Source organism: Corynebacterium halotolerans, assembly GCF_050107895.1.
Classification (GTDB): domain Bacteria; phylum Actinomycetota; class Actinomycetes; order Mycobacteriales; family Mycobacteriaceae; genus Corynebacterium; species Corynebacterium halotolerans_B.
This window is the reverse complement of the sequence record NZ_JBNILW010000012.1, coordinates 12,652-34,392: the sequence shown is the minus strand read 5'-3', so window position 1 is coordinate 34,392 and position 21,741 is coordinate 12,652. Positions and strand designations below refer to the sequence as shown.

The window sequence follows — 21,741 nt, the reverse complement described above, 5'->3', positions numbered from 1 at the left end:
GGCGGGGAGTTTCCTGCCATATCCGGATTAGTTGGAGGTATTTAACCGGTGAGTGAAAAATTCTTACTCCCGTCCCGCGGCCGCGCACCTGAGCTTGAGCTGGTGAAGAAGCTGCCGAAGAACACCGACGCCCTGTTGGTCCCTGTGTTCCAGGGGGAAGACGGCCCCGAATTGGCCGCCAGTGGACTACTGGGTGATGACGCCGAGATCGTCGCCGTCCTACGCCAGCTGGTGGCGGTCGGAGCGACCGGAGCCCACGGGGAGATCGTCCGCGTCCCCGGCACCAGCGGTGCAGCTGCCGACTCGGTCATCGCCGTCGGCCTGGGCGATTCCGATGAGCTGGACGAGGAGTCCCTGCGTCGTGCCGCCGGTTCCGCCGCTCGTGCCCTCGCGGGGCTGGACACCGTCGCCACCACTTTGGGGGCGTTCGGCTTGGCCGCCGCCGTCGAGGGCATTGCCCTGGGCGCCTACTCTTACACCGGCATCCGTAGCGAGGACACCCCGGCGTCCAAGCAGCCCGTCAGGAAGGTCGCGTTCGTCGGTGACCCGAAGACCGACAAGGACATCTTCGTCGCCGCCCAGATCGCCGCGGAGTCGGTACTGCTGGCCCGGGACCTGGTCAACACCCCTTCCTCCCACCTCTACCCCGAGTCCTACGCCGCGATCATCAGCGCCGAGGCAAAGCCGCACGGAGTCGACGTCGAGGTGCTCGATGAGAAGGCACTCGAAAAGCAGGGCTTCGGCGGCCTCCTCGCCGTCGGCCGGGGCTCGGCCCGGCCGCCCCGCCTGGTGCGCCTGACCTGGGCTCCCCGCAAGGCCAGGAAATCCGTCGGGCTGGTGGGTAAGGGCATCACATTCGACACCGGAGGTATTTCCCTGAAGCCGGCGTCCAAGATGGAGGACATGATCTCCGACATGGGTGGTTCCGCCGCGATGGTCGCCACCGTGTTGGCGGCCGCCCGGCTGAATCTGCCCGTCAAGGTGACCGCCACCCTGCCCCTGGCGGAGAACATGCCCAGTGGTTCGGCCACCCGACCCGGTGACGTGATCACCCATTACGGGGGACGGACCTCGGAGATCATCAACACTGACGCCGAAGGCCGCGTCGTCCTGGCTGACGCCCTGGCCCGCGCCAGCGAGGACAAGCCGGAGTACCTGTTGGAGGTAGCCACCCTCACCGGTGCCCAGATGGTCGCCCTCGGCGCCAAGACCTCCGGCGTGATGGGCTCGGATGATTTCCGGGATCGTGTCGCCGAGACCGGCCGCCGGGTCGGTGAGAGCGCCTGGGCGATGCCGCTGCTCGAGGAGCAGGATGAGGAGTTGAAGTCTCCGGTCGCGGACATCCGCAACTCGCCCAACTCCCGCAACGGCGGAATGCTCTACGCCGCGCTCTACCTCTCCCGTTTCGTCGATGAAGGCATCGAGTGGGCCCACGTCGACATCGCGGGGCCGTCCTTCAACAACGGTTCGGTCAGCGGGTACACCCCCAAGCGGGCGACCGGGGTTCCGGTGCGCACCTTCATCGAGGTGCTGCGGGAGATCGCGGAGGAGAAGAACTAGCCCTCCCGGCACCCCGGGTCCCACCCCCTGTCAATCCGGTAGCTCGCCGCGCTCGAATCTGGCGCGGCGAGCTTTCTGCTCCTCCCGTTTCCGCATGATCCGGTCCCGCTCAAGGCGGGCGCGCATCCGTTGGGGGTAACCGGTCTCCTCCACGTCATAGACCGGACAGTCCAGGAGTTTGCCGACTGCATCGATGCCCTTCGGTCCGCCGATCCGGCGGCGCAGAAACTCGCCGTGCTCATCGACCAGCACCACCGACATCTCATTGATCAGCGTCTCCGGTTCGACGTAGGCCTCCACAAATCCCCGTCCCTGGACCCAGTTCCTGAGAGCATCCCGGTCCTCAGATCTGATCGTCTCACCGGGCGCCCGGGGCGGGCGCAGGTTGGACTTGGGCTTCTTACGGCCGAAAAGGTTGAACACGCCTTACAATTGTAGAGCCTCACTGGTTCAGTTAGGTCACCTCCGGGTCACATACTCTCAGGCGAACCGGTACGCTGAGGACTATTAGCATTCGATTTACGACACGAATTTCGAGGAGTCTTACATAATGGCGTTCTCCGTAGAGATGCCCGAACTGGGCGAATCCGTCACTGAGGGCACGATCACCCAGTGGCTGAAGCAGGTCGGTGACACCGTCGAGGTCGACGAACCGCTACTCGAGGTCTCCACCGACAAGGTCGACACCGAGATCCCTTCCCCCACCGCGGGCGTGCTCCTCGAAATCAAGGCAGATGAGGACGACACCGTCGACGTCGGCGAAGTCATCGCCGTGATCGGCGACAAGGACGAGGCCCCGTCCGGTGACGACGATTCCTCCTCCGATGAGGGCTCCTCCCAGGGGGAGAAGCAGGAAGAGGGCCCCAAGGAGGAGCCGAAGGCCGAGGGCTCCTCGTCCTCCGCCGCTTCCGGTGAGGCCACCGACGTCGAGATGCCCGAACTGGGCGAATCCGTCACTGAGGGCACGATCACCCAGTGGCTGAAGCAGGTCGGCGACACCGTCGAGGTCGACGAACCGCTACTCGAGGTCTCCACCGACAAGGTCGACACCGAGATCCCCTCCCCCGTCGCCGGCACCCTGATCGAAACCCTGGCCAATGAGGACGACACCGTCGACGTCGGCGAGATCATCGCCCGCATCGGCGATGCCGCGGCGGCCTCCTCCGACGCCCCCAAGGACGAGCCCAAGCAGGAAGAGGAGCGCGAGGTTCCTTCTGAGGCCGCCACCGAGGAGGCTGAGTCCAAGGCCGAGAACGAGACGGTCGACGAGGCCGCCCATGACTCCGGCAGCGCCGCTTCCGGTGAGGCCACCGACGTCGAGATGCCCGAACTGGGCGAATCCGTCACTGAGGGCACGATCACCCAGTGGCTGAAGCAGGTCGGCGACACCGTCGAGGTCGACGAACCGCTACTCGAGGTCTCCACCGACAAGGTCGACACCGAGATCCCCTCCCCCGTCGCCGGCACCCTGATCGAAACCCTGGCCAATGAGGACGACACCGTCGACGTCGGCGAGATCATCGCCCGCATCGGCGATGCCGCGGCGGCCTCCTCCGACACCCCCAAGGACGAGCCCAAGCAGGAAAAGAAGAAGGAAGAGGCCCCGAAGGAGGAGCCCAAGGTAGAGGCCAAGAAGGAGGAGCCGAAGGCCGAGAAGGCTGCGCCGAAGAAGAAGGATGAGCCGAAGAAGGAGTCCGCGAAGGAGTCCGCCACTTCCGGCGACGTCCCCTACGTCACTCCGCTGGTGCGCAAGCTGGCCGAGAAGCACGGTGTCGATCTCAACACCGTGACCGGTTCCGGTATCGGCGGCCGTATCCGCAAGCAGGATGTCCTGGCTGCCGCTGAGGGTGGCGAGGCCGCCGCCGGCCAGGATGAGAAGGCCGCCCCGAAGGGTGAGCGCGCCAACTGGTCCACCAAGTCCGTGGACCCGGCCAAGGCCGAGCTGATCGGTACGACCCAGAAGGTCAACCGCATCCGCGAGATCACCGCCGCCAAGATGGTCGAGTCTCTGCAGACCACTGCGCAGCTGACCCACGTCCAGGAGGTCGACATGACCCGGGTCGCGGAGCTGCGCAAGGCGAACAAGCAGGCCTTCCAGGACAAGTACGGAGCCAACCCGACCTACCTGGTCTTCATCGTCAAGGCTGTCGCCGAGGCCCTGGTCTCCCACCCGAACGTCAACGCGTCCTACAACGCCGAGACCAAGGAGATGACCTACCACGCGGACGTCAACATCGGCATCGCCGTGGACACCCCGCAGGGTCTGCTCGTCCCGGTGATCAAGAAGGCGCAGGAGCTGACCCTGCCGGAGATCGCCAAGGAAATCGTGGACCTGGCCGACCGGGCCCGCAACAAGAAGCTGCGTCCTGACGACCTGTCCGGCGGCACCTTCACGGTGACCAACATCGGTTCGGAGGGAGCACTGCTCGATACCCCGGTGCTCACCCCGCCGCAGGCCGGCATCCTGGGCACCGCCGCCATCGAAAAGCGTCCGGTCGTTGTCACCGACGAGGGCGTCGATTCGATCGCCATCCGCCAGATGGCCTACCTGCCCTTCACCTACGATCACCAGGTGGTCGACGGTGCCGACGCAGGCCGTTTCGTCACCACCATCAAGGACCGTCTGGAAACCGCTGACTTCGACGCGGACCTGGCGCTCTAGGCTCCGGTAGCTGCGCTGGCCGGCTTCGCCCACCCCGCAGCACGGCAACCGCCGTTCCTCCCCTACCCGGGGGAGGAACGGCGGTTTCTCATTGCCAGCTGCGCCGGGGCATTTCTGGATTGGGCAGGTCAGATCGCTGCGGGACAATCTCGCCAACGGTGGAGAAGCAGGTATTCCGGGGACGCGACGGGATGTGCCGGGACGTGTCCGGTCGGCACCTTATACTGACCGGTGAATACGTTATTTCGTACCCTGAAGGAGTTACTGAGCCGCATGTCCCTGACCCCGGTGAATGATCCCGCATCCTATCTGGCCCGCCACCTCGGGCCCAATGCCTCCGAGCAGCAGGTGATGCTCGACAAGGTCGGCTACTCCTCCATGGACGAACTGGTGGACGCAGCCCTACCCGCCGATATCCGTTCCGAGGAACCGATGCAGCTCGATCCCGCCCTCAGCGAGTTCGACGCCCAGGCGAAACTGCGCTCCTACGCCGACAAGAATGTCGTGCTCAAATCCTTCTACGGGCAGGGTTTCTCCGACACCATCACTCCGCCGGTCATCCGCCGGGGCGTGGTGGAGGACGCCGGCTGGTACACCGCCTACACGCCCTACCAGCCGGAGATCTCGCAGGGCCGCCTGGAGGCACTACTCAACTTCCAGACGATGGTGAGCGAGCTGACCGGCCTGCCGGTCGCCAACGCCTCGTTGCTCGACGAGGCCTCTGCCGTCGCCGAGGCCGTCGGCCTCATGTCGCGGACGAACAAGAAGGGCCGGCGCGTGGTTCTCGACGCCCGACTTCACCCGCAGGTGCTGGCCGTCGCCGCCGAGCGTGCCCGGGCCATTGATCTCGAAGTTGAGATCACGGAACTGAGCGGCGACCTCGTGGGCGAAGACCTGGTCGGTGTCGTCATCGCCTACCCGGGCACAGAGGGCGACATCAGCGACCCCCGCGCGATCATCGAAGACATTCACACCCGTGGCGGCCTGGCAACCGTCGTCACCGACCCGCTGTCGCTGCTGTTGCTCACCTCCCCGGGAGAGCTGGGAGCCGACATCGCCGTCGGTTCCTCCCAGCGGTTCGGCGTACCGATGTTCTTCGGTGGCCCGCACGCCGCCTACATCGCGGTGACCGACAAGCTCAAGCGGCAGATGCCCGGCCGACTGGTCGGTGTCTCCGTCGACGCCGAGGGCTACCCCGCGTACCGTCTGGCACTGCAGACCCGGGAACAGCACATCCGCCGTGAGCGGGCGACCTCCAACATCTGCACCGCCCAGGCTCTGTTGGCGGTGACCGCCTCCATGTACGCCGTCTACCACGGCCCGCAGGGACTGAAGCAGATCGCCGATCACGTCCACGGCCTGGCCTCCGACTTCGCCGCCACCATCTCCGGCCTGTCAGAGGTTGAGTTGGCCCACGAGACCTTCTTCGACACCGTCACGGTCACCACCGCCGGCAAGGCCCGGGAGATCACCGCCAACCTGGCTGAGGCCGGCTACCTGGTCCGCCCGATCGGCGCCGACAAGGTTTCGGTCTCCTTTGGTGAGTCCGCCATCGCCACCGACGTGGAGCACCTGGCTGCGGCCTTCGGCGCGACGGAGGTGACCACGGGCACCGCCGGTGCCACGATTCCGGAGTCGCTGCAGCGCGAGGAACTGCCGCTGAGCCACCCGATCTTCAACGAGATCCACTCCGAGTCGCAGATGATGCGTTACCTGCGCAAGCTGGGTGACAAGGATCTGGCCCTGGACCGGACGATGATCCCGCTGGGTTCCTGCACCATGAAGCTGAACCCGACCGCCGGCATGGAGGCCATCACCTGGCCCGGTTTCGCCAACATCCACCCCTACGCCCCGGAGTCCCAGACCACCGGTTGGCGCGAGCTGATCACCGAGCTGGAGAACTGGCTCGCCGAACTGACCGGTTACGCAAAGGTGTCCGTCCAGCCCAACGCCGGATCCCAGGGAGAATTGGCCGGTCTGCTAGCCATCCGTCGATACCATGTGGCCAACGGCGACTACGAGCGCGACATCTGCGTGGTGCCGGCCTCGGCCCACGGCACAAATGCCGCCTCCGCCACGCTGGCCAACCTGCGCGTCGTCGTGGTCGCCACCGCCGAGGATGGTTCGATCGACCTGGACGATCTGGACGCGAAGCTGGAGAAGCACGGCAAGAACGTCGCCGCGATCATGATCACCTATCCGTCCACCCACGGTGTCTTCGAGGACACCGTGCGCACCGTGTGCCAGAAGGTGCACGACGCTGGCGGCCAGGTCTACATCGACGGCGCCAACATGAATGCGCTGACCGGGCTGGCACAGCCGGGCAAGTTCGGGGGCGACGTCTCCCACCTGAACCTGCACAAGACCTTCACCATCCCCCACGGTGGCGGCGGACCGGGCGTCGGGCCGATCGGGGTGGCCGAGCACCTGGTGCCCTTCCTGCCCACCGACCCCACCCAGGCTGAACCGGACGCACCCGCCCCTGAAGGCGGCGGGGTGCCCATCACCAACACCGCCCAGGGATCCGCGGGTGTGTTGCCGATTTCCTGGGCCTATATCGCGATGACCGGTGCGGCCGGCCTGGCGCAGGCCACCGCCCATGCGATCCTGGGTGCGAACTATCTCGCCCGCCAGCTGCGGGACTCCTTCCCGATCCTCTACAGCGGCAAGAACGACCTGGTCGCCCACGAGTGCATCCTGGATCTGCGCGAGCTGACCAAGCAGTCCGGGGTGACTGCCGCGGACGTCGCCAAGCGGCTCATCGACTTCGGGTTCCACGCCCCCACCCTCGCTTTCCCGGTGGCCGGGACCCTGATGGTCGAGCCCACGGAATCCGAGGACCTGGCCGAGCTGGACCGCTTCATCGCGGCTCTGCGCACCATCCGCGCTGAAATCCAGGAGATCATCGACGGCGACATCGCCTACGAAGACTCGGTGATCAAGCACGCGCCCTACACTTCCTTCAGTGTCTCCCGCGACAACTGGGAGTACGACTTCAGCCGGGAGAAGGCCGCCTTCCCGGTGCCCGAGCTGCGCCGCAACAAGTACTTCCCGCCGGTGCGCCGACTGGACGAGGCCTACGGCGACCGCAACCTGGTCTGCTCCTGCCCGCCGCCGGAGGCCTTCGACCTCGACGAGGAAGATTCCGAGTAGTTCCCGCATCCCGAGGAGAATCCACATGACTCAGCACACCCTGCGGGAATCCCCGCTACACACCGAACACGAGAACCTGGGTGCCAGCTTCACCGCCTTCGGCCCCTGGAACATGCCCCTGAAATACGCCTCCGAACTTGATGAGCACCGCGCCGTGCGTAGCGCCGCCGGTCTGTTCGACCTGTCCCACATGGGCGAGGTCCGGGTCACCGGAAGAGACGCCGGCGCCTTCCTGGATTACGCGCTGATCTCGCAGCTGTCGACGCTGGCCGTGGGCCGCGCGAAGTACTCGATGATCGTCAATGAACAGGGCGGTATCCTCGACGACCTGATCAGCTACCGGCTCGGTGAAAACGAGTTTCTGGTGGTGCCGAATGCAGGCAACACCGCCACCGTCCTTCAGGCACTGCAGGAGCGCGCCGAGGGCTTCGACGTCGTGGTCGGCGATGAATCAACCGCTACCGCTCTGATCGCCATCCAGGGGCCGAAGTCACTGGACATTCTGCTGCCCCTGGTTGATGAGGAGGACAAGAACGATGTCCGCGACGCGAAGTACTACTCCGCCGTGATGGCCACGGTCGCGGGCGTCGACGCCCTGGTGGCGCGCACCGGCTACACCGGTGAGGACGGCTTCGAGCTCTACCTCCCCAACATCGACGCCACGGGGCTCTGGAACAAGCTCCTCGACGCCGGCGCCGGGCAGGGTCTGCTTCCCTGCGGCCTCGCCGCGCGGGACTCGCTGCGCCTAGAGGCCGGCATGCCCCTCTACGGCAATGAGCTGTCCACTGAGCTGACCCCCCGGGATGCGGGCATGGGCGGCCTGATCGGCAAAGAGAAGGAGGACTTTGTCGGCAAGGCGGCCATCGAGGCGCAGGAGAAGCCCACCCGGTTGCGGCGCGGGTTGACCTCCGAGGGACGGCGCGCAGCCCGTGCCGGAGCCAAGCTCTACGACGCCGAGGGCAACGAGGTCGGCGAGATCACCTCTGGTCAGCCCTCCCCCACCCTCGGATACCCCATCGCGCTGGCCTACCTCGACCGCGACCAGGCCGAACCGGGCACTGAGCTCGAGGTAGACATCCGTGGCAAGCGCTACCCCTTCACGGTGGTCAAGCCGCCGTTCTACGAGCGGGACAACTAGTTCCACCAGCCATAACCGCATGTGGGGCGGCACCCCGCGCTACACTCATTGATCGACGATATTCCCAGACCAGGAAGGCTGACAACGCCATGGCATCCCTGCCCGAGAATTACTCCTACTCCGAGGACCACGAGTGGATCGACGCCGCTGCTGACGCCGCCGAAGGCACCACCGTCAAGGTCGGTATCACCTCCGTGGCCACCGACCGGCTCGGTGAGGTCGTCTTCGCCGAACTGCCCGAGGTCGGCGACACCGTGACCCACTCCGAGACCTGTGGTGAGGTCGAGTCCACCAAGTCGGTCTCCGACCTCTACTCGCCGGTCAGTGGCACCGTCACCGCCGTCAACGAAGCCGTGCACGACGACTACGACGTGATCAACAATGATCCTTTCGGCGAGGGGTGGCTCTTCCAGGTCGAGGTGTCTGAGACTGGCCCGCTGATGACTGCCGATGAGTACGCCAAGGCGAACGGCGTGGAGTAATCCCGTCTCGGGCCCTCTGAACCAGGGCCATAGCGTGCTGCCCCGTCTGCTGAGACGGGGCAGCACGCATTTTCCGGATCTTGTGCTGCGGTCGGTCGTAGGTGGTGGGGCCTCCGGGACCGCCGGGGCTTCCATGGCTACCGGGAAATCCAGTTGGAATTGAGATGCGCTCCATGCCCGGGTTCAGCTGCGGCCACCGCAGCTGCCTCCCACGAGGAAACTCACAGGTTTCCGGTCAGTGGGACAGCCGTGCGCCACACAGCTTCCCGCCTCCGCCGCGACCCGGAGGACCACCGCCGGTCTTCCATGCGGGTGTCCCGCTCTGCACCCGTACGCACACCCGGTGCCGCGTCCCGGTGGCGACGAGTACGGTGAAATACACCATGACCGCACCACGTGACCCCTTCTTTCCAGCAGACAGATCCATTCGCGCCTCCAGTGCGCCGCTCGAGATCCGGCATCTCGGCGAATACGGATACCAGGAGGCATGGCAGCTCCAGGCCGAGATCGCCGCGCAACGCGCCCGCGGGGAAATCGGCGACCAGGTTCTGGTCCTCGAACACCCCAGCGTCTACACCGCCGGAAAACGCACTCAGCCGGAGGACCTGCCGACCAACGGCCTGCCGGTCATCGACGTCGACCGTGGTGGTCGGATCACCTGGCACGGCCCCGGTCAGCTCGTGGTCTACCCGATCCTCAAACTGGCGGAACCGGTGGACGTCGTCGACTATGTGCGTCGGCTGGAAGAAGCCCTGATCCAGGTTGTCCGCCAGACCGGCGTCACGGCTGCCGGCCGCATCGACGGTCGTTCCGGGGTCTGGGTTCCCGCCCACGACGGCTGGGCGGACAGCAAAGTGGCGGCTCTGGGGATCCGGATCACCCGGGGCGTGACGATGCACGGGATCGCCTTGAACTGCTCCAACACTCTCGACTACTACGGGCACATCGTCCCGTGCGGCATCTCGGATGCGGGGGTGACCACGTTGAGCCGTGAGCTCGGCCGTGAGGTGAGCGTCGCCGAGATGACCGATCCGTTCCTCAGCGACCTCGACGACGCCCTCGCCGGGCGGCTGCAGGTGGCGGACCACACCTTCGGTTCGGCTCCTGATCCCACCAAGGGCCTCGGGCGTAAATTAGCACAGCACAACTGATTTCCCACCGGCTTTATTCCTGGTCGCTGTCCTGCGGCGATCGCCTGAATACCTGTTAGACCACTCTATTTTTAGAAGGTAGGCTGAACCCCGTGACTACGACGACTGAAGGACGCAAGCTTCTCCGCATCGAGGCGAGGAATTCGCAGACGCCGATCGAGAAGAAACCCCGCTGGATCAGGAACTCGGTGAAGACCGGTCCGGAATACCAGGACATGAAGGAGCGCGTCTCCGGTGCCTCCCTGCACACCGTGTGCCAGGAGGCCGGTTGCCCCAACATCCATGAGTGCTGGGAGTCGCGCGAGGCGACCTTCCTGATCGGTGGGGCGAACTGCTCCCGCCGCTGTGACTTCTGCCAGATCAACTCCGCGAAGCCGGAACCGCTGGACGTGGATGAGCCGCGCCGTGTCGCCGAGAACGTCCGTGAGATGGGCCTGAACTACTCAACGATCACCGGTGTCACCCGCGATGACCTTGAGGATGAGGGCGCCTGGCTCTATGCCGAGGTAGTCCGGCAGATCCACGAGCTCAATCCGCACACCGGCGTAGAGAACCTGGTGCCGGACTTCTCCGGTAAGCCGGACCTGCTGCAGCAGGTGTTTGAGTCCCGCCCGGAGGTCTTCGCGCACAACGTCGAGACGGTGCCGCGCATCTTCAAGCGCATTCGCCCGGCATTCCGCTACGACCGTTCCCTAGACGTCATCCGGCAGGCCCGCGACTTCGGTCTCATCACCAAGTCCAACCTGATCCTCGGTATGGGTGAGACCCCGGAGGAGATCCAGTCCGCACTGCGCGATCTCCACGACGCCGGCACCGACATCATCACGATCACCCAGTACCTGCGCCCCGGGCCGCTGTACCACCCCATCGAGCGCTGGGTGAAGCCGGAGGAGTTCGTCGAGCACTCCGATTACGCCAAGGAGCTCGGTTTCGGGGCCGTCATGTCCGGACCGTTGGTCCGTTCCTCCTACCGTGCCGGTCGCCTCTACACCGAGGCGATGGCCGCCCGTGGTCTGGAGGTCCCGGAGAATCTTCAGCATCTGAAGCAGACCTCCCAGGGGGCCACCGCCCAGGAGGCCTCCACCCTGCTGGACAAGTACGGTCCCTCCCGGGACACCCCGGTCAGCTCCACCCGCTGATCCCTCCGTTTTCCGGGGCGGTGCCGCTGACGTCAGCGGCACCGCCCCATTGCTGTGTTCCGGTTAACCATCGCCTAATGTGTAGGTCATGGCAGATGCGAAGAAGCAGGCCGAGAAGGCCGAGAAGAAGGCGGCACGCAAGCAGAAGCGGGCGCAGCGCACCCAGACCTGGAAACAGCTCTGGCAGGCGTTCAACCTCCAGCGCAAGCAGGACAAGAAGCTCATCCCCTACATGGTGCTGGCCATCGTCGGGGTGGGTGCCCTGTTCTTCTTCATCGGGCTGATCTGGGGTGGCCAGTGGTGGATGCTGCCCATCGGCCTCGTCCTGGGTTTCCTGCTGGCGATGTTCATCTTCACCCGCCGGTTGGAGAATTCGATGTACGACCGTGCCTCCGAGCAGGCGGGGTCCGCCGGCTGGGCGGTGGAGAACCTGCGTAACTCCCCCGGCACGGTCTGGCACAAGAAGACGACGATCGCGGCAACCACCCAGATGGATGCCGTGCACCGGGTCATCGGCGCCCCTGGCGTGGTGCTCATCGGTGAGGGTGAGATGCACCGCCTGCGGCCGATGCTCAGCCAGCAGAAGAAGCGCCTGAACCGCATTGCTGGCGGTGTCCCCGTCTACGAGATGATCATCGGGGACGGCGAGGGCCAGGTTCCGCTGCGCAGCCTGCAGCGCGAGCTGGTCAAGCTGCCCCGCAACTACAAGAAGAACGAGGTCGGCGGCGTGGCCGCCAAGATCGAGGCGATGGACAACGTGGGCGGCAGCTCCGCCGGCACTGCTCTGCCCAAGGGTCCGATACCCAAGGGTGCCAGCATGTCGGGCATGAACCGTCGCGCCCGTCGGGCGGCCGAACGCAAGAAGAAGTAGGCCGTCCCCCTGCGCCGGCGCCGCCACGCCGGGCTTCGCACCGCACCACCCAGCTGATCGACGCCCCGTCCCCGTTCTGCGGGACGGGGCGTCGTGGCGTGCGCGGGCGTGAATGCGGCCGGGGCCCGGTTCTCCGCCACCCGATCAGCCCCCGGAGAAGGGTGTTAAAAAAAACGGTGCTCCCCGTCCGTCTGGACGGGGAGCACCGTGTTCCCGCGGAAAACCTCAGGACATGATGACCGAGGTTCCGGTGCCGCGGTCGTGCATGCCCCGGCCGTCGGAGTCCACCATCGCGGCGGGGAGAATGAAGGCCGTGAGTACCGAGCGGGCAAGCGCGCGGAGGAAGCCGACGCGGGCCCCCGGGACGTCGATACGCGCCACCCCCATTCCCAGTACTGTCTGACCGGGGGTTCGGGCGAACAGCCACACGGACACCACTCCGAAGACCACGAACAGAATGAGAGTCAACGTGGCGGTGTCCCCGAGGGAATGAGTGAACATGTTGAGGAAGCCAGCGACGATCCAGGCGACGATCCAGTCGATGATGACCCCGACCGAACGCCGCATCACCGACGCCAGTGAGCCACTGCCCTTCTCCGGTAGACCGAGCTTCTCGCCGGGCCATTTGCCGGGGGCGTCCGGATCTTCGTTCTCCGCGGGAATCTGCGGCCCCGCCAGCCAACTACGCTTCTGGTTCGCCATGCCCTTCAATCTAGTCGGGCCGGTGGGGGTAGGGAAATGACGCCGGGACCATCCTTTTGATAGCTCAACAGATATTGCGCTAGAATTGCTGCTGCAGCTCAGAGTACAGGTTGTTTATGCCCCGCCGCCCTGCCCACCGCCGCAGCGTGTCCGGGACCCGCCTAGAATTGAAGCACATTGCATCCGCACCCGGAGATCCGCAAGGAGTCACCCCATGACCTTCAAGTCTAATGAAGAAGTCATCAAGTTCATCAAGGACGAGGGCGTCGAGTACCTCGACGTCCGGTTCACCGACGTCCCCGGGATCGAGCACCACTTCTCGATCCCGGCTGAGGCATTTGACGAGGACGCGGCCGAGGAGGGGCTGGCCTTCGACGGCTCTTCAATCCGGGGTTTCACCACCATCGACGAATCCGACATGAACCTGCTGCCGGATCCGAACACCGCCCGCCTGGATCCGTTCCGTACCGCGAAGACGCTGAACATGAAGTTCTTCGTGCATGACCCGTTCACCCGTGAGCCCTTCTCCCGCGACCCCCGCAACGTCGCCCGCAAGGCCGAGGAGTACCTCACTGCCACCGGCATCGCAGACACCTGCAACTTTGGCGCTGAAGCCGAGTTCTACGTCTTCGACAAGGTGCGTTACAGCGCGGACGTCAACTCTTCCTTCTACGAGGTCGACTCGAACGAGGGCTGGTGGAACCGTTCCGCGGAGACCAACACCGACGGCACCCCCAACACCGGGTACAAGACCCGTCTCAAGGGCGGCTACTTCCCGGTAGCCCCCTATGACCAGACGGTGGAACTGCGCGACGAGATGGTCCGCCACCTGAAGAACTCCGGCTACCACCTCGAGCGCTTCCACCATGAGGTGGGCACCGGCGGGCAGCAGGAGATCAACTACCGCTTCAACACCATGCTGCACGCGGCCGATGATCTGCAGACCTTCAAGTACATCATCAAGAACACCGCGGCGCGGGCCGGCAAATCCGCCACCTTCATGCCCAAACCCCTGGCGGGTGACAACGGCTCCGGCATGCACGCCCACCAGTCGCTGTGGAAGGACGGCCAGCCGCTGTTCCACGACGAGTCCGGCTACGGCGGTCTCTCCGACATCGCCCGCTACTACATCGGTGGCATCCTGCACCACGCTGGCGCGGTCCTGGCGTTCACGAACCCGACGCTGAACTCCTACCACCGCCTGGTGCCCGGCTTCGAGGCTCCGATCAACCTGGTCTACTCGCAGCGCAACCGTTCCGCCGCGATCCGTATCCCGATCACCGGAAACAACCCGAAGGCCAAGCGCATCGAATTCCGTGCCCCGGACCCCTCCGGCAACCCCTACTTCGGTTTCGCCGCGATGATGATGGCCGGCCTGGACGGCATCAAGAACCGCATCGAGCCGCACGCGCCGGTGGACAAGGATCTCTACGAACTGCCACCGGAGGAGGCCGCCTCCATCCCGCAGGCGCCGACCTCCCTGGAGGCCTCCCTCAAGGCTCTGGAGGAGGACTCCGAATTCCTCACCGAGGGCGATGTGTTCACCGAGGACCTGATCGACACCTACATCGGCCTGAAGTACGACGCGGAGATCACCCCGAACCGCCTGCGCCCCACTCCCCTGGAGTACGAGCTCTACTACGACTGCTAGTCAGCGGCGGCGTCCCCCGCTTTGCGACGCCGCGTCCCCACCGCCCCATCCCAGCTGCAGCGCCGCACGCGCTCGGGGGTGGGGCATTTCCACGCCCCTCGGAACTTACGATCCGCCAGGTTCAGCCCCGGGGAACCACGAAAGCACCGAGCCGGGCGGTACCGTCACGCAGCGCGGCCCAGCCACCCGGCACCGTGAGCACCGCAATTGCGCTGGTGGGGAACTTCTCGTCCATCTGCGCCCAACCGGGATGCCCGTCCCGCGCGGCGAGCAGGTTGACCAGTTCCTCCACGCCGGGCCAGTGCCCGAGGAGCAGGGCGGTGCCCACGTTCTCATCGAGCTTCCGGATCAGCTCCACCAGGGCCCCCACCGGGGCCTCGTATATCTCGTCGTGATAGCTGACACCACGGCTGGCGGCACCGCCGAGCTGGGCGCGTTCCCAGGTCAGCCGGGTACGGGTGGCGGTGGAGCAGAGCACGTGATCGATGGGGCCGACGTGACCCGCCAGCCACTCCCCCGCTGCCACGCCGTCCCTCCGGCCCCGCTTGTTCAGTGGGCGGGCGTGATCCGGCTCCGGCGCCTTCCAGGAGGATTTGGCGTGGCGGAGGATCACCAGGGTGTGCTCTGCAACGGGGAAAGACATGGCCCCAAGCTACCTGGCGGCTCCGGGCAGCGGAACACTTTCCCGCAGCACGCTGCGTAGCATGGGAGGATGAGAATCTGGTCGCTGCACCCCGGTCTCCTTGACCGGCAGGCCCTGGTGGCCTGCTGGCGCGAGTCGCTGCTCGCGCAGAAGGTGTTGGCAGGAGAAACACGGGGATACCGCAGCCATCCGCAGCTGGAGCGTTTCCGTGCCCGGCAGCAGCCCCTGGCCGCCATCGGCGCATACCTGGCGGGGGTTGCCGCTGAGGCGGAGCGTCGCGGCTACTCCTTCAATCGCTCGCTCATCCGGGTGCCTCCCGAGGAGGGTCTTCCCTCGCTCACCGTCACCGATGGCCAGCTCGCTTTCGAACTGGAGCACCTGCGGCAGAAATCCCGGCAGCGCTCTCCCGGGTGGTTCGCGGAGCAGCTGGAGACAGCTGCCCCGCGGCCTCACCCGATTTTCCGGGTGGTCGGTGGAGCCGTGGAGCCCTTCGAAAGAATCTAGCCCCGGTCAGACCGCACCATGCCATGCCGGGGGCTCAATCCAGCCGGGCTTCCAGGACTTCCTGGAGCAGATCGTGCAGCGGCGTGTCGGCGCCGGCTTCATCCCCGAGGCGTCGGATCGCGCCCACCTGGGCGTCCAGTTCACTGGCAGTCCCGGCCAGGTAGTCACGTTGCATGGAGCTGGTGGCCTGTGCATTGAGCGAATCAGCGAAGGCGAGGGCCTGTTCCACCGCGTCCAACGGCAGGTCCACCGCCATGGCGCGGGCCACGGTGTCCACCTCCCCGAACAGGGCAGCCAACGAACCACGCAGTTCCGTGCGCAGTTGGCCGAGTGGTTTGCCCGTCACTGCTCCCAACGCGCCGAAAGGTGCCGTGAACATCGCCTTGGTCCACACATCCACCCACACGTCCCCGAGAACTGTGCCCGCGAGGCCCGCCGCCGTCAGCTCCGCGGCGAGCTCTTCTGCGAGGTCACTGGGGCTGCGGTCGAAAGTGCCGAAGTTGAGGCTGAGGGGGCCGCCCTGAAACTCCACCACGCCCGGACCCCGGTGGACCATGAAACCACGCACGACACCGGGCCAGACGTTCTCCGCGCCGAATCGCTGGGCCGCCGTATAAGGCACTTCCACGGAATTCTGGGTGGTCACGACCGGGACCCCGGCAGGTACCGCGGGGAAGGTCTCCTGCCCCGGTAACACCTTGGTGGCCAGGATGACCACATCCGTCCCGCCGAGTTCCTCGAAGGACTCCGCTGCGGGCACCGCGATCACGGTTTTCTCTCCTCCCGGATCAATCAGCGTCAGTCCGGTTTCCCGCAGCACCTCCAGAGTTCTACCGCGCGCGACCACCCGCACGTCCTTGCCAGCCTGGGCCAGTTTTCCGGCGAATTCCCCGCCGACCGCACCGACACCGATGATTCCGATTCTCATGGCCCCGACTGTAGCCGGAGGGAGCACACTCTGAGTCGCTTACCGCTCCGGCGGCGCACCCCGCCGTCTCCGCTAATCTCCTGGTGTCTCGGCAGCTGAGCCACGAAGTTCGGCCAGCACCGCCTCGGCCATGGCGGCTTGTCCCGCGGCAGTAGGATGCATCGGGTAGGAGCCGGTCTCCTGGCCGGTGATGTCCGTCCAACGCTGCCCTGGTTCTGCGCAGGTACTGTGCTCCGCCGCCCCGGCGGGCAGGACGAACGACGCCCCGTTGCGCTCCGCGGCGTCGGTCAGCACGCCATTGAGTTCCGCCGTCAGCCGCCCCGCCCACTCCCGGTCAGCGGGGGAGATCGCCGCCACCTCCGGACAGGTCTGCGCTTCCGGAAGAATCGGGAGATAACCGGTGGCGATCACGTCAGCCCCACCTGAATAATCCTCGATGTGACGGTAGAGCTCATCGAGTTCTTCCGGCAGCGCTGCCAGGTGGGTCCGGACCGTACCTTCCAGGCGAGCGGCACAGTCGACCTGCGCGTCCCCCAGCAGGTTCTCCTGCACGCACCCGATGATCTCGCCGAATCCCAGGTCATTGCCGCCGATCGACAAGGTCACCAGGTCCGTATCCGTGCCCAGCGCAGCTAGTTGGGGCGCCAATTCCCCGGAGTCGGCGGGACGGGGATTCAGGAGGTCCGGGATCCGCGCCCCCTGGCACGTGACGTCGGTGCTGCTCCGCACCCTCTCATCCGCCGCCACCAGGGAGGGATAGTTGTCAGTGGAGCGCAGGCAGAATTCGGGCCCGGTCGCAGCGTCGCGACTGCCCATGGCGGCGTAGGAATCGCCGAGTGCCACGTAGTCATACTCCATCACCTGCTCAGGCTGTGGTGGCTCCTCCTCTGGCCCCGGGGCTCCACAGGCCGCGATCGGAAGAGCGACCACCAGCGCTGCAGTGACTCCGACCCGTCTTTTCATTGACGCCGCTATAGACATACCCCCGATCCTAGGGCTCACCTCCTCCCCGCGCCCGACTCCTGCCTGTGCAAGTCCCGCTCGTGAACCGGAACCGCACCCGGTGCAGTACCCCCTCCCGAAACGAGCCGGGGTTGCTTCCCGGGAATTCACCCCATGGGCCTCTTCGGAAGCAGTGGCTTCTCCAACCTATCACCCCCTTTCGTGGGGCCTCCCGGATCATGCTCTCGTGAGCGGAAACTTTAGGGAGGCTGACCCCTCCAGAGCGTTGAGAGGGCGCACGTCACAAGGGGAATCGAGGCATGTGCGACCAAGTGCGTCCTCAGCCCTTTCCCAGCCTGTCGAGGTACCGAAACCGGTGGTCAGTCTTCGGTTTTTCCGCTCTAACCAGGGAGGTTGCCCTGCCGAACTTCGCTAGCGTGGGTAGCCGTGGGTTGAGCCCTCAACCCGGACTCTGTTCAATACGGTGGCTGGCCGCCTGCGAGTACGACTGTGGCGCCGCCACCGGGTGACCCCGAAAGGCAGTTTTGGTTTCCGAGAACACCAACAACACGCGGATCGATTTTCTCTACCTCTCCGAGCCCGACATGATCGCAGCCGGAGTCACCGACTCCGCCAAGTGCGTCGAGACGATGGAGGAGACCCTGATCCTATTGGCTGACGGCGACTACCGGATGGCCGGCGCCTCCGCCAATTCGCACGGTGCACAGATCAACTTTCCCGCTGAGCCGGAGCACGCCGGCATGCCCGCCGACGGCCCGGATCGTCGTTTTATGGCCATGCCCGCGTACCTGGGTGGCCGTTTCAACGCCACGGGCGTGAAGTGGTACGGCTCCAACACGGAGAACCGCCGGCATGATCTGCCGCGCTCCATCCACGTCTTCGTGCTCAATGACACGGTGACCGGCGCTCCCACCGCGATCATGTCGGCCAATCTGCTGTCGGCCTACCGCACCGGAGCCGTTCCCGGCGTGGGGGTCAAGCACCTGGCGATCAAGGACGCGAAGACGGTCGGCATCATCGGCCCCGGCGTGATGAGCCGCACGATCTTCGATTCCGCCGTCAGCCAGCGCCCCGGCATCGACACCGTCAAGATCAAGGGACGTTCCGCAGGCTCCACCGACAAAGCAGCTGACTGGTTCCGCGAGAACCACCCGAACGTCGACGTCCAGGTGGTGGACACCGAGCAGGAGGCCATCGAGGATTCCGACATCGTGATCGGCGGCACCTCCACTTCCAAGGAGGGGCCCTCCGGCTTTCCGCACTTCAGGCGCAAGTGGCTCAAACCCGGTGCGCTGCTGCTCTGCCCCGCCGCCGCCCGCTTCGACGATGATTTCATCACCTCTGATGAGGCGAATCTGGTCGTGGACTACAAGGGACTCTACGCCGAGTGGTTCCATGAGAACGGCCCCGACGTGACCTATGAGGAGCTGCTGGGCATTCCCGGCAACCGCTGGTGGGACATGTACCAGGAGGGCACGCTGCCCGAGGAGAAGCTGGTCAACATCGGTGACATCGCCTCGGGTAAAGCCCCAGGCCGGGAAAACGACGACCAGATCTTCTGCTATTCCATCGGCGGTATGCCTGTCGAAGATGTCGCCTGGGCCACCGATGTCCTCGCCAACGCCAGAGAGAAGGGTATCGGTACCACTCTGAATCTGTGGGACACCCCGACGCTGCGCTGACCGCTTCCCGCTTCGCGACGCCCCGGCCCCGCACCGCGGACCGGGGCGGCCGTTCAAAAAGGGCGGAGGGTGGGGCTCCCGTTTCCGGGACACCCACCCTCCGCCATGCCGTGGAGCTAAGGGGAATCGAACCCCTGACCTTCGCATTGCGAACGCGACGCTCTACCAACTGAGCTATAGCCCCGCACCCGGTGCATTCACCGGGTACCTTACGGTGTGTTCCACTTTATACCTGTGGCGACCCCGCACACCAAACCAGGTGGCCACACCAGAATTCACCAGCCTCTCTACTTTCGTTCACGTACAGTTGAACTGTAAATCCGGACAGGCTCGCAGCAGCGACAGTTCCGGACAGGAATCGTCGAGGTGCACCTGCCCCGGTCCGGATGGACAACTCTGTGCCCGGCAGACGCGCGGGAAACAAGTACTCGTGCGCCTTAACACCCAACCCCGCCGGGCCTACGGATCTGAGGAGCCGTACCAGTGCCAAGCACAACCCCAACCGCTGAAGATATCGCCAAATTAATCACGGACGAGGACATCAAGTTCCTGGACATCCGTTTCACTGATGTCCCCGGCGTGGAACAGCACATCACCATTCCCGCCAAAGCCTTCACCGAGGAAGCCGCCCAGACGGGGTTCGCCTTCGACGGGTCGTCGATCTCCGGGTTCAAGTCGGTCGAGGACTCCGACATGAATCTCCTGCCGGACCTCGCGACCGCGGCAGTGGATCCCTTCCGCAAGGCGAAGACCCTGAACATGAAGTTCTTCGTCCACGATCCCTTCACCCGCGAGCCCTACAGCCGCGATCCCCGCAACATCGCCCGCAAGGCCGAGGAGTATCTCGAGTCCACCGGCATCGCGGACACCTGCAATGTGGGTGCCGAGGCGGAGTTCTATGTCTTCGACTCCGTCCGCTACTCCACCGACGTCCACAGCTCCTTCTACCACGTCGATTCCGAGGAAGGCTGGTGGAACCGCGGTGAGGAGTTTGATCCGGACGGCTCCCGCAACCTGGGATACAAGGTGCGCCACATGGGCGGCTACTTCCCGGTGGCCCCCTATGACCACTTCCAGGACCTCCGCGACGAGATGTGCCTGAACCTGGAAACTGTCGGATTCGACGTAGAACGGGCCCATCACGAGGTCGGCAGCGCGGGCCAGCAGGAGATCAACTACCGCTTCAACACCCTGCTACATGCCGCGGATGACCTGCAGACCTTCAAGTACATCATCAAGAACACCGCGAAGGCGCACGAACGTTCCGCCACTTTCATGCCCAAGCCACTGGCTAACGACGGCGGCTCCGGCATGCACGCCCACCTGTCGTTGTGGAAGGACGGTAAGCCGCTCTTCCACGACGAGGCGGGCTATGCCGGGTTGTCCGAGATGGCACGCCACTTTATCGGTGGCATCCTGCACCATGCCGGTGCGGTGCTCGCGTTCACCAACCCGACGATGAACTCCTACCAGCGGCTGGTGCCCGGTTTCGAGGCACCGATCAATCTGGTGTACTCCCAGTCCAACCGCTCGGCGGCGGTGCGCATCCCGATCACGGGTTCCAACCCGAAGGCCAAGCGCATCGAGTTCCGTGCCCCGGATCCGTCGGGCAATCCCTATCTCGGGTTCTCCGCGATGATGCTGGCCGGGCTCGACGGGGTGCGCAACCGTATCGAGCCGCACGCGCCGGTGGACAAGGATCTCTACGAGCTCCCGCCCGAGGAGGCCGAGGGGATTCCCCAGGCCCCCACCTCGCTGGAAGCTTCCCTCAGGTCGCTCGAGGAGGACCACGGCTTCCTCACGGAAGGCGATGTCTTCACCGAGGATCTCATCCAGTCCTATATCCGCTCGAAGTACGACAACGAGATCATCCCGTCCCGGATGGGACCGACCCCGTTGGATTTTGAGCTGTACTACGACTGCTGATTCCGGCCCAGCTGCTCCACCGCTGCCGGGCGGGCGCCGCCCGGTTTAGCGCTGTTCCCGCTTCTGGAAACCCAGTCGGGGCCGGAACCCGTGGGGATGTTTGAGCTGGGCCACCGCATCGGCGATGACCAGCCGGAACCGCGGCTTCATCGGTGGCAGCTGGGAGATGCTGAACCAACCGACGTCCACGGACTCCTCGTCGGCGACGCGGGCCGTGTCGTCCCCGGTCAGGCTCATCCTGATGGTGGTGTCGATGAAGTCCACCACGTCGCCGTTGGGATAGGTGACGCGGTCGATGGCCCCCACGCCGAGCAGGGCTTCCACCCGGGCGTCGATGTCCGTTTCCTCCTTGACTTCACGCACCGCCGTGACATGCGGTTCCTCACCGGGTTCGCAGATACCGGAGACCGGGGTCCACTCGCCGTTGTCCGCCCGCTTGACCAGCAGGACGTCGGGCACAGCCCAAAAAGGGGCGTCGGTCGCGACGTCCCGGATCACCACGGCGGTGACCGCCGGCAGCAGTAGCGGTGCGTGGCCGATCTTCTCACGCAGCTCGAGAATGAATTCGGGGGTGGCCAAGGTGGTA

General features: G+C 65.4%; 18 protein-coding genes and 1 tRNA gene. 12 read left to right on the top strand and 7 right to left on the bottom strand.

The window, feature by feature from the left end:
* Window positions 1–48 precede the first annotated feature (48 nt).
* On the top strand, window positions 49–1,560 hold the full coding sequence (locus ACQCVD_RS11785) for a leucyl aminopeptidase (protein WP_426823958.1): 1,512 nt from the start codon (window positions 49–51) through the stop codon (window positions 1,558–1,560).
* Window positions 1,561–1,590: 30 nt separating this feature from the next.
* Here the strand turns inward: ACQCVD_RS11785 and ACQCVD_RS11780 are convergent, their stop codons facing one another.
* Window positions 1,591–1,983 (bottom strand): oxidoreductase, encoded by a 393-nt coding sequence (locus tag ACQCVD_RS11780; RefSeq protein ID WP_426823957.1) that lies wholly within the window; start codon window positions 1,981–1,983, stop codon window positions 1,591–1,593.
* Between the two features lie 127 nt (window positions 1,984–2,110).
* Here ACQCVD_RS11780 and sucB point away from each other — a divergent pair, with 127 nt between their 5' ends.
* The 7 genes from sucB to ACQCVD_RS11745 all read left to right on the top strand — a co-directional run bounded on the left by sucB (window position 2,111) and on the right by ACQCVD_RS11745 (window position 12,156).
* Window positions 2,111–4,222 (top strand): 2-oxoglutarate dehydrogenase, E2 component, dihydrolipoamide succinyltransferase, encoded by a 2,112-nt coding sequence (gene sucB, locus ACQCVD_RS11775; protein WP_426823956.1) that lies wholly within the window; start codon window positions 2,111–2,113, stop codon window positions 4,220–4,222.
* 273 nt (window positions 4,223–4,495) lie between these two features.
* Window positions 4,496–7,375, top strand: coding sequence for an aminomethyl-transferring glycine dehydrogenase (gene gcvP / locus ACQCVD_RS11770; protein WP_426823955.1), 2,880 nt, complete (start codon window positions 4,496–4,498; stop codon window positions 7,373–7,375).
* Between the two features lie 25 nt (window positions 7,376–7,400).
* A complete protein-coding gene (gcvT, locus tag ACQCVD_RS11765) occupies window positions 7,401–8,513 on the top strand; it encodes a glycine cleavage system aminomethyltransferase GcvT (RefSeq protein ID WP_426823954.1) in 1,113 nt (370 codons plus the stop codon).
* An 89-nt stretch (window positions 8,514–8,602) separates the two neighbouring features.
* Window positions 8,603–8,995 (top strand): glycine cleavage system protein GcvH, encoded by a 393-nt coding sequence (gene gcvH / locus ACQCVD_RS11760; RefSeq protein WP_426823953.1) that lies wholly within the window; start codon window positions 8,603–8,605, stop codon window positions 8,993–8,995.
* 383 nt (window positions 8,996–9,378) lie between these two features.
* On the top strand, window positions 9,379–10,146 hold the full coding sequence (gene lipB / locus ACQCVD_RS11755; protein ID WP_426823952.1) for a lipoyl(octanoyl) transferase LipB: 768 nt from the start codon (window positions 9,379–9,381) through the stop codon (window positions 10,144–10,146).
* Between the two features lie 92 nt (window positions 10,147–10,238).
* Window positions 10,239–11,285 carry a lipoyl synthase gene (gene lipA, locus ACQCVD_RS11750; protein WP_426823951.1) on the top strand — a complete coding sequence of 349 codons (1,047 nt, stop codon included), beginning with the start codon at window positions 10,239–10,241 and terminating at the stop codon, window positions 11,283–11,285.
* A gap of 88 nt (window positions 11,286–11,373) precedes the next feature.
* The gene (locus ACQCVD_RS11745) at window positions 11,374–12,156 is read left to right on the top strand and encodes a DUF4191 domain-containing protein (RefSeq protein ID WP_426823950.1); all 783 of its coding nucleotides are present in this window, start codon (window positions 11,374–11,376) and stop codon (window positions 12,154–12,156) included.
* A gap of 225 nt (window positions 12,157–12,381) precedes the next feature.
* Here the strand turns inward: ACQCVD_RS11745 and ACQCVD_RS11740 are convergent, their stop codons facing one another.
* Complete coding sequence (locus tag ACQCVD_RS11740) at window positions 12,382–12,858, bottom strand: RDD family protein (protein ID WP_426823949.1); 477 nt, start codon at window positions 12,856–12,858, stop codon at window positions 12,382–12,384.
* 214 nt (window positions 12,859–13,072) lie between these two features.
* Here ACQCVD_RS11740 and glnA (ACQCVD_RS11735) point away from each other — a divergent pair, with 214 nt between their 5' ends.
* Window positions 13,073–14,509, top strand: a complete 1,437-nt coding sequence (glnA, locus tag ACQCVD_RS11735) for a type I glutamate--ammonia ligase (protein ID WP_426823948.1) — start codon at window positions 13,073–13,075, stop codon at window positions 14,507–14,509.
* A gap of 121 nt (window positions 14,510–14,630) precedes the next feature.
* Here glnA (ACQCVD_RS11735) and ACQCVD_RS11730 read toward each other — a convergent pair whose 3' ends face one another.
* Window positions 14,631–15,152, bottom strand: a complete 522-nt coding sequence (locus tag ACQCVD_RS11730; RefSeq protein WP_426823947.1) for a SixA phosphatase family protein — start codon at window positions 15,150–15,152, stop codon at window positions 14,631–14,633.
* 69 nt (window positions 15,153–15,221) lie between these two features.
* On the opposite strand from ACQCVD_RS11730, the gene ACQCVD_RS11725 reads away from it, so the two are divergent.
* A complete protein-coding gene (locus tag ACQCVD_RS11725; protein WP_426823946.1) occupies window positions 15,222–15,656 on the top strand; it encodes a pyrimidine dimer DNA glycosylase/endonuclease V in 435 nt (144 codons plus the stop codon).
* Window positions 15,657–15,690: 34 nt separating this feature from the next.
* Here ACQCVD_RS11725 and ACQCVD_RS11720 read toward each other — a convergent pair whose 3' ends face one another.
* On the bottom strand, window positions 15,691–16,584 hold the full coding sequence (locus ACQCVD_RS11720) for a 2-dehydropantoate 2-reductase (RefSeq protein WP_426823945.1): 894 nt from the start codon (window positions 16,582–16,584) through the stop codon (window positions 15,691–15,693).
* Between the two features lie 72 nt (window positions 16,585–16,656).
* Window positions 16,657–17,442: an SGNH/GDSL hydrolase family protein gene (locus ACQCVD_RS11715; protein WP_426824018.1), complete on the bottom strand. Its 786-nt coding sequence runs from the start codon at window positions 17,440–17,442 to the stop codon at window positions 16,657–16,659.
* Between the two features lie 629 nt (window positions 17,443–18,071).
* Between ACQCVD_RS11715 and ACQCVD_RS11710 the strand changes: the two genes are divergently transcribed.
* A complete protein-coding gene (locus ACQCVD_RS11710) occupies window positions 18,072–19,229 on the top strand; it encodes a tyramine oxidase subunit B (protein WP_426823944.1) in 1,158 nt (385 codons plus the stop codon).
* A 111-nt stretch (window positions 19,230–19,340) separates the two neighbouring features.
* Here ACQCVD_RS11710 and ACQCVD_RS11705 read toward each other — a convergent pair.
* Window positions 19,341–19,413, bottom strand: a tRNA-Ala gene (locus ACQCVD_RS11705).
* Between the two features lie 299 nt (window positions 19,414–19,712).
* On the opposite strand from ACQCVD_RS11705, the gene glnA (ACQCVD_RS11700) reads away from it, so the two are divergent.
* Window positions 19,713–21,155: a type I glutamate--ammonia ligase gene (gene glnA / locus ACQCVD_RS11700; protein WP_426823943.1), complete on the top strand. Its 1,443-nt coding sequence runs from the start codon at window positions 19,713–19,715 to the stop codon at window positions 21,153–21,155.
* A 45-nt stretch (window positions 21,156–21,200) separates the two neighbouring features.
* Here the strand turns inward: glnA (ACQCVD_RS11700) and ACQCVD_RS11695 are convergent, their stop codons facing one another.
* A complete protein-coding gene (locus tag ACQCVD_RS11695) occupies window positions 21,201–21,734 on the bottom strand; it encodes an NUDIX hydrolase (RefSeq protein ID WP_426823942.1) in 534 nt (177 codons plus the stop codon).
* Between the last annotated feature and the right edge of the window lie 7 nt (window positions 21,735–21,741).

Excerpts from the sequence above, each read along its gene's own strand:
- ACQCVD_RS11745 (WP_426823950.1), top strand. The coding sequence starts at position 11,374 with ATGGCAGATGCGAAGAAGCAGGCCGAGAAGGCCGAGAAGAAGGCGGCA.
- gcvT (WP_426823954.1), top strand. The coding sequence starts at position 7,401 with ATGACTCAGCACACCCTGCGGGAATCCCCGCTACACACCGAACACGAG.
- sucB (WP_426823956.1), top strand. The coding sequence starts at position 2,111 with ATGGCGTTCTCCGTAGAGATGCCCGAACTGGGCGAATCCGTCACTGAG.
- ACQCVD_RS11720 (WP_426823945.1), bottom strand. The coding sequence starts at position 16,584 with ATGAGAATCGGAATCATCGGTGTCGGTGCGGTCGGCGGGGAATTCGCC.
- glnA (WP_426823948.1), top strand. The coding sequence starts at position 13,073 with ATGACCTTCAAGTCTAATGAAGAAGTCATCAAGTTCATCAAGGACGAG.
- gcvH (WP_426823953.1), top strand. The coding sequence starts at position 8,603 with ATGGCATCCCTGCCCGAGAATTACTCCTACTCCGAGGACCACGAGTGG.
- gcvP (WP_426823955.1), top strand. The coding sequence starts at position 4,496 with ATGTCCCTGACCCCGGTGAATGATCCCGCATCCTATCTGGCCCGCCAC.
- ACQCVD_RS11740 (WP_426823949.1), bottom strand. The coding sequence starts at position 12,858 with ATGGCGAACCAGAAGCGTAGTTGGCTGGCGGGGCCGCAGATTCCCGCG.
- ACQCVD_RS11730 (WP_426823947.1), bottom strand. The coding sequence starts at position 15,152 with ATGTCTTTCCCCGTTGCAGAGCACACCCTGGTGATCCTCCGCCACGCC.
- ACQCVD_RS11715 (WP_426824018.1), bottom strand. The coding sequence starts at position 17,442 with ATGGAGTATGACTACGTGGCACTCGGCGATTCCTACGCCGCCATGGGC.
- lipB (WP_426823952.1), top strand. The coding sequence starts at position 9,379 with ATGACCGCACCACGTGACCCCTTCTTTCCAGCAGACAGATCCATTCGC.
- ACQCVD_RS11725 (WP_426823946.1), top strand. The coding sequence starts at position 15,222 with ATGAGAATCTGGTCGCTGCACCCCGGTCTCCTTGACCGGCAGGCCCTG.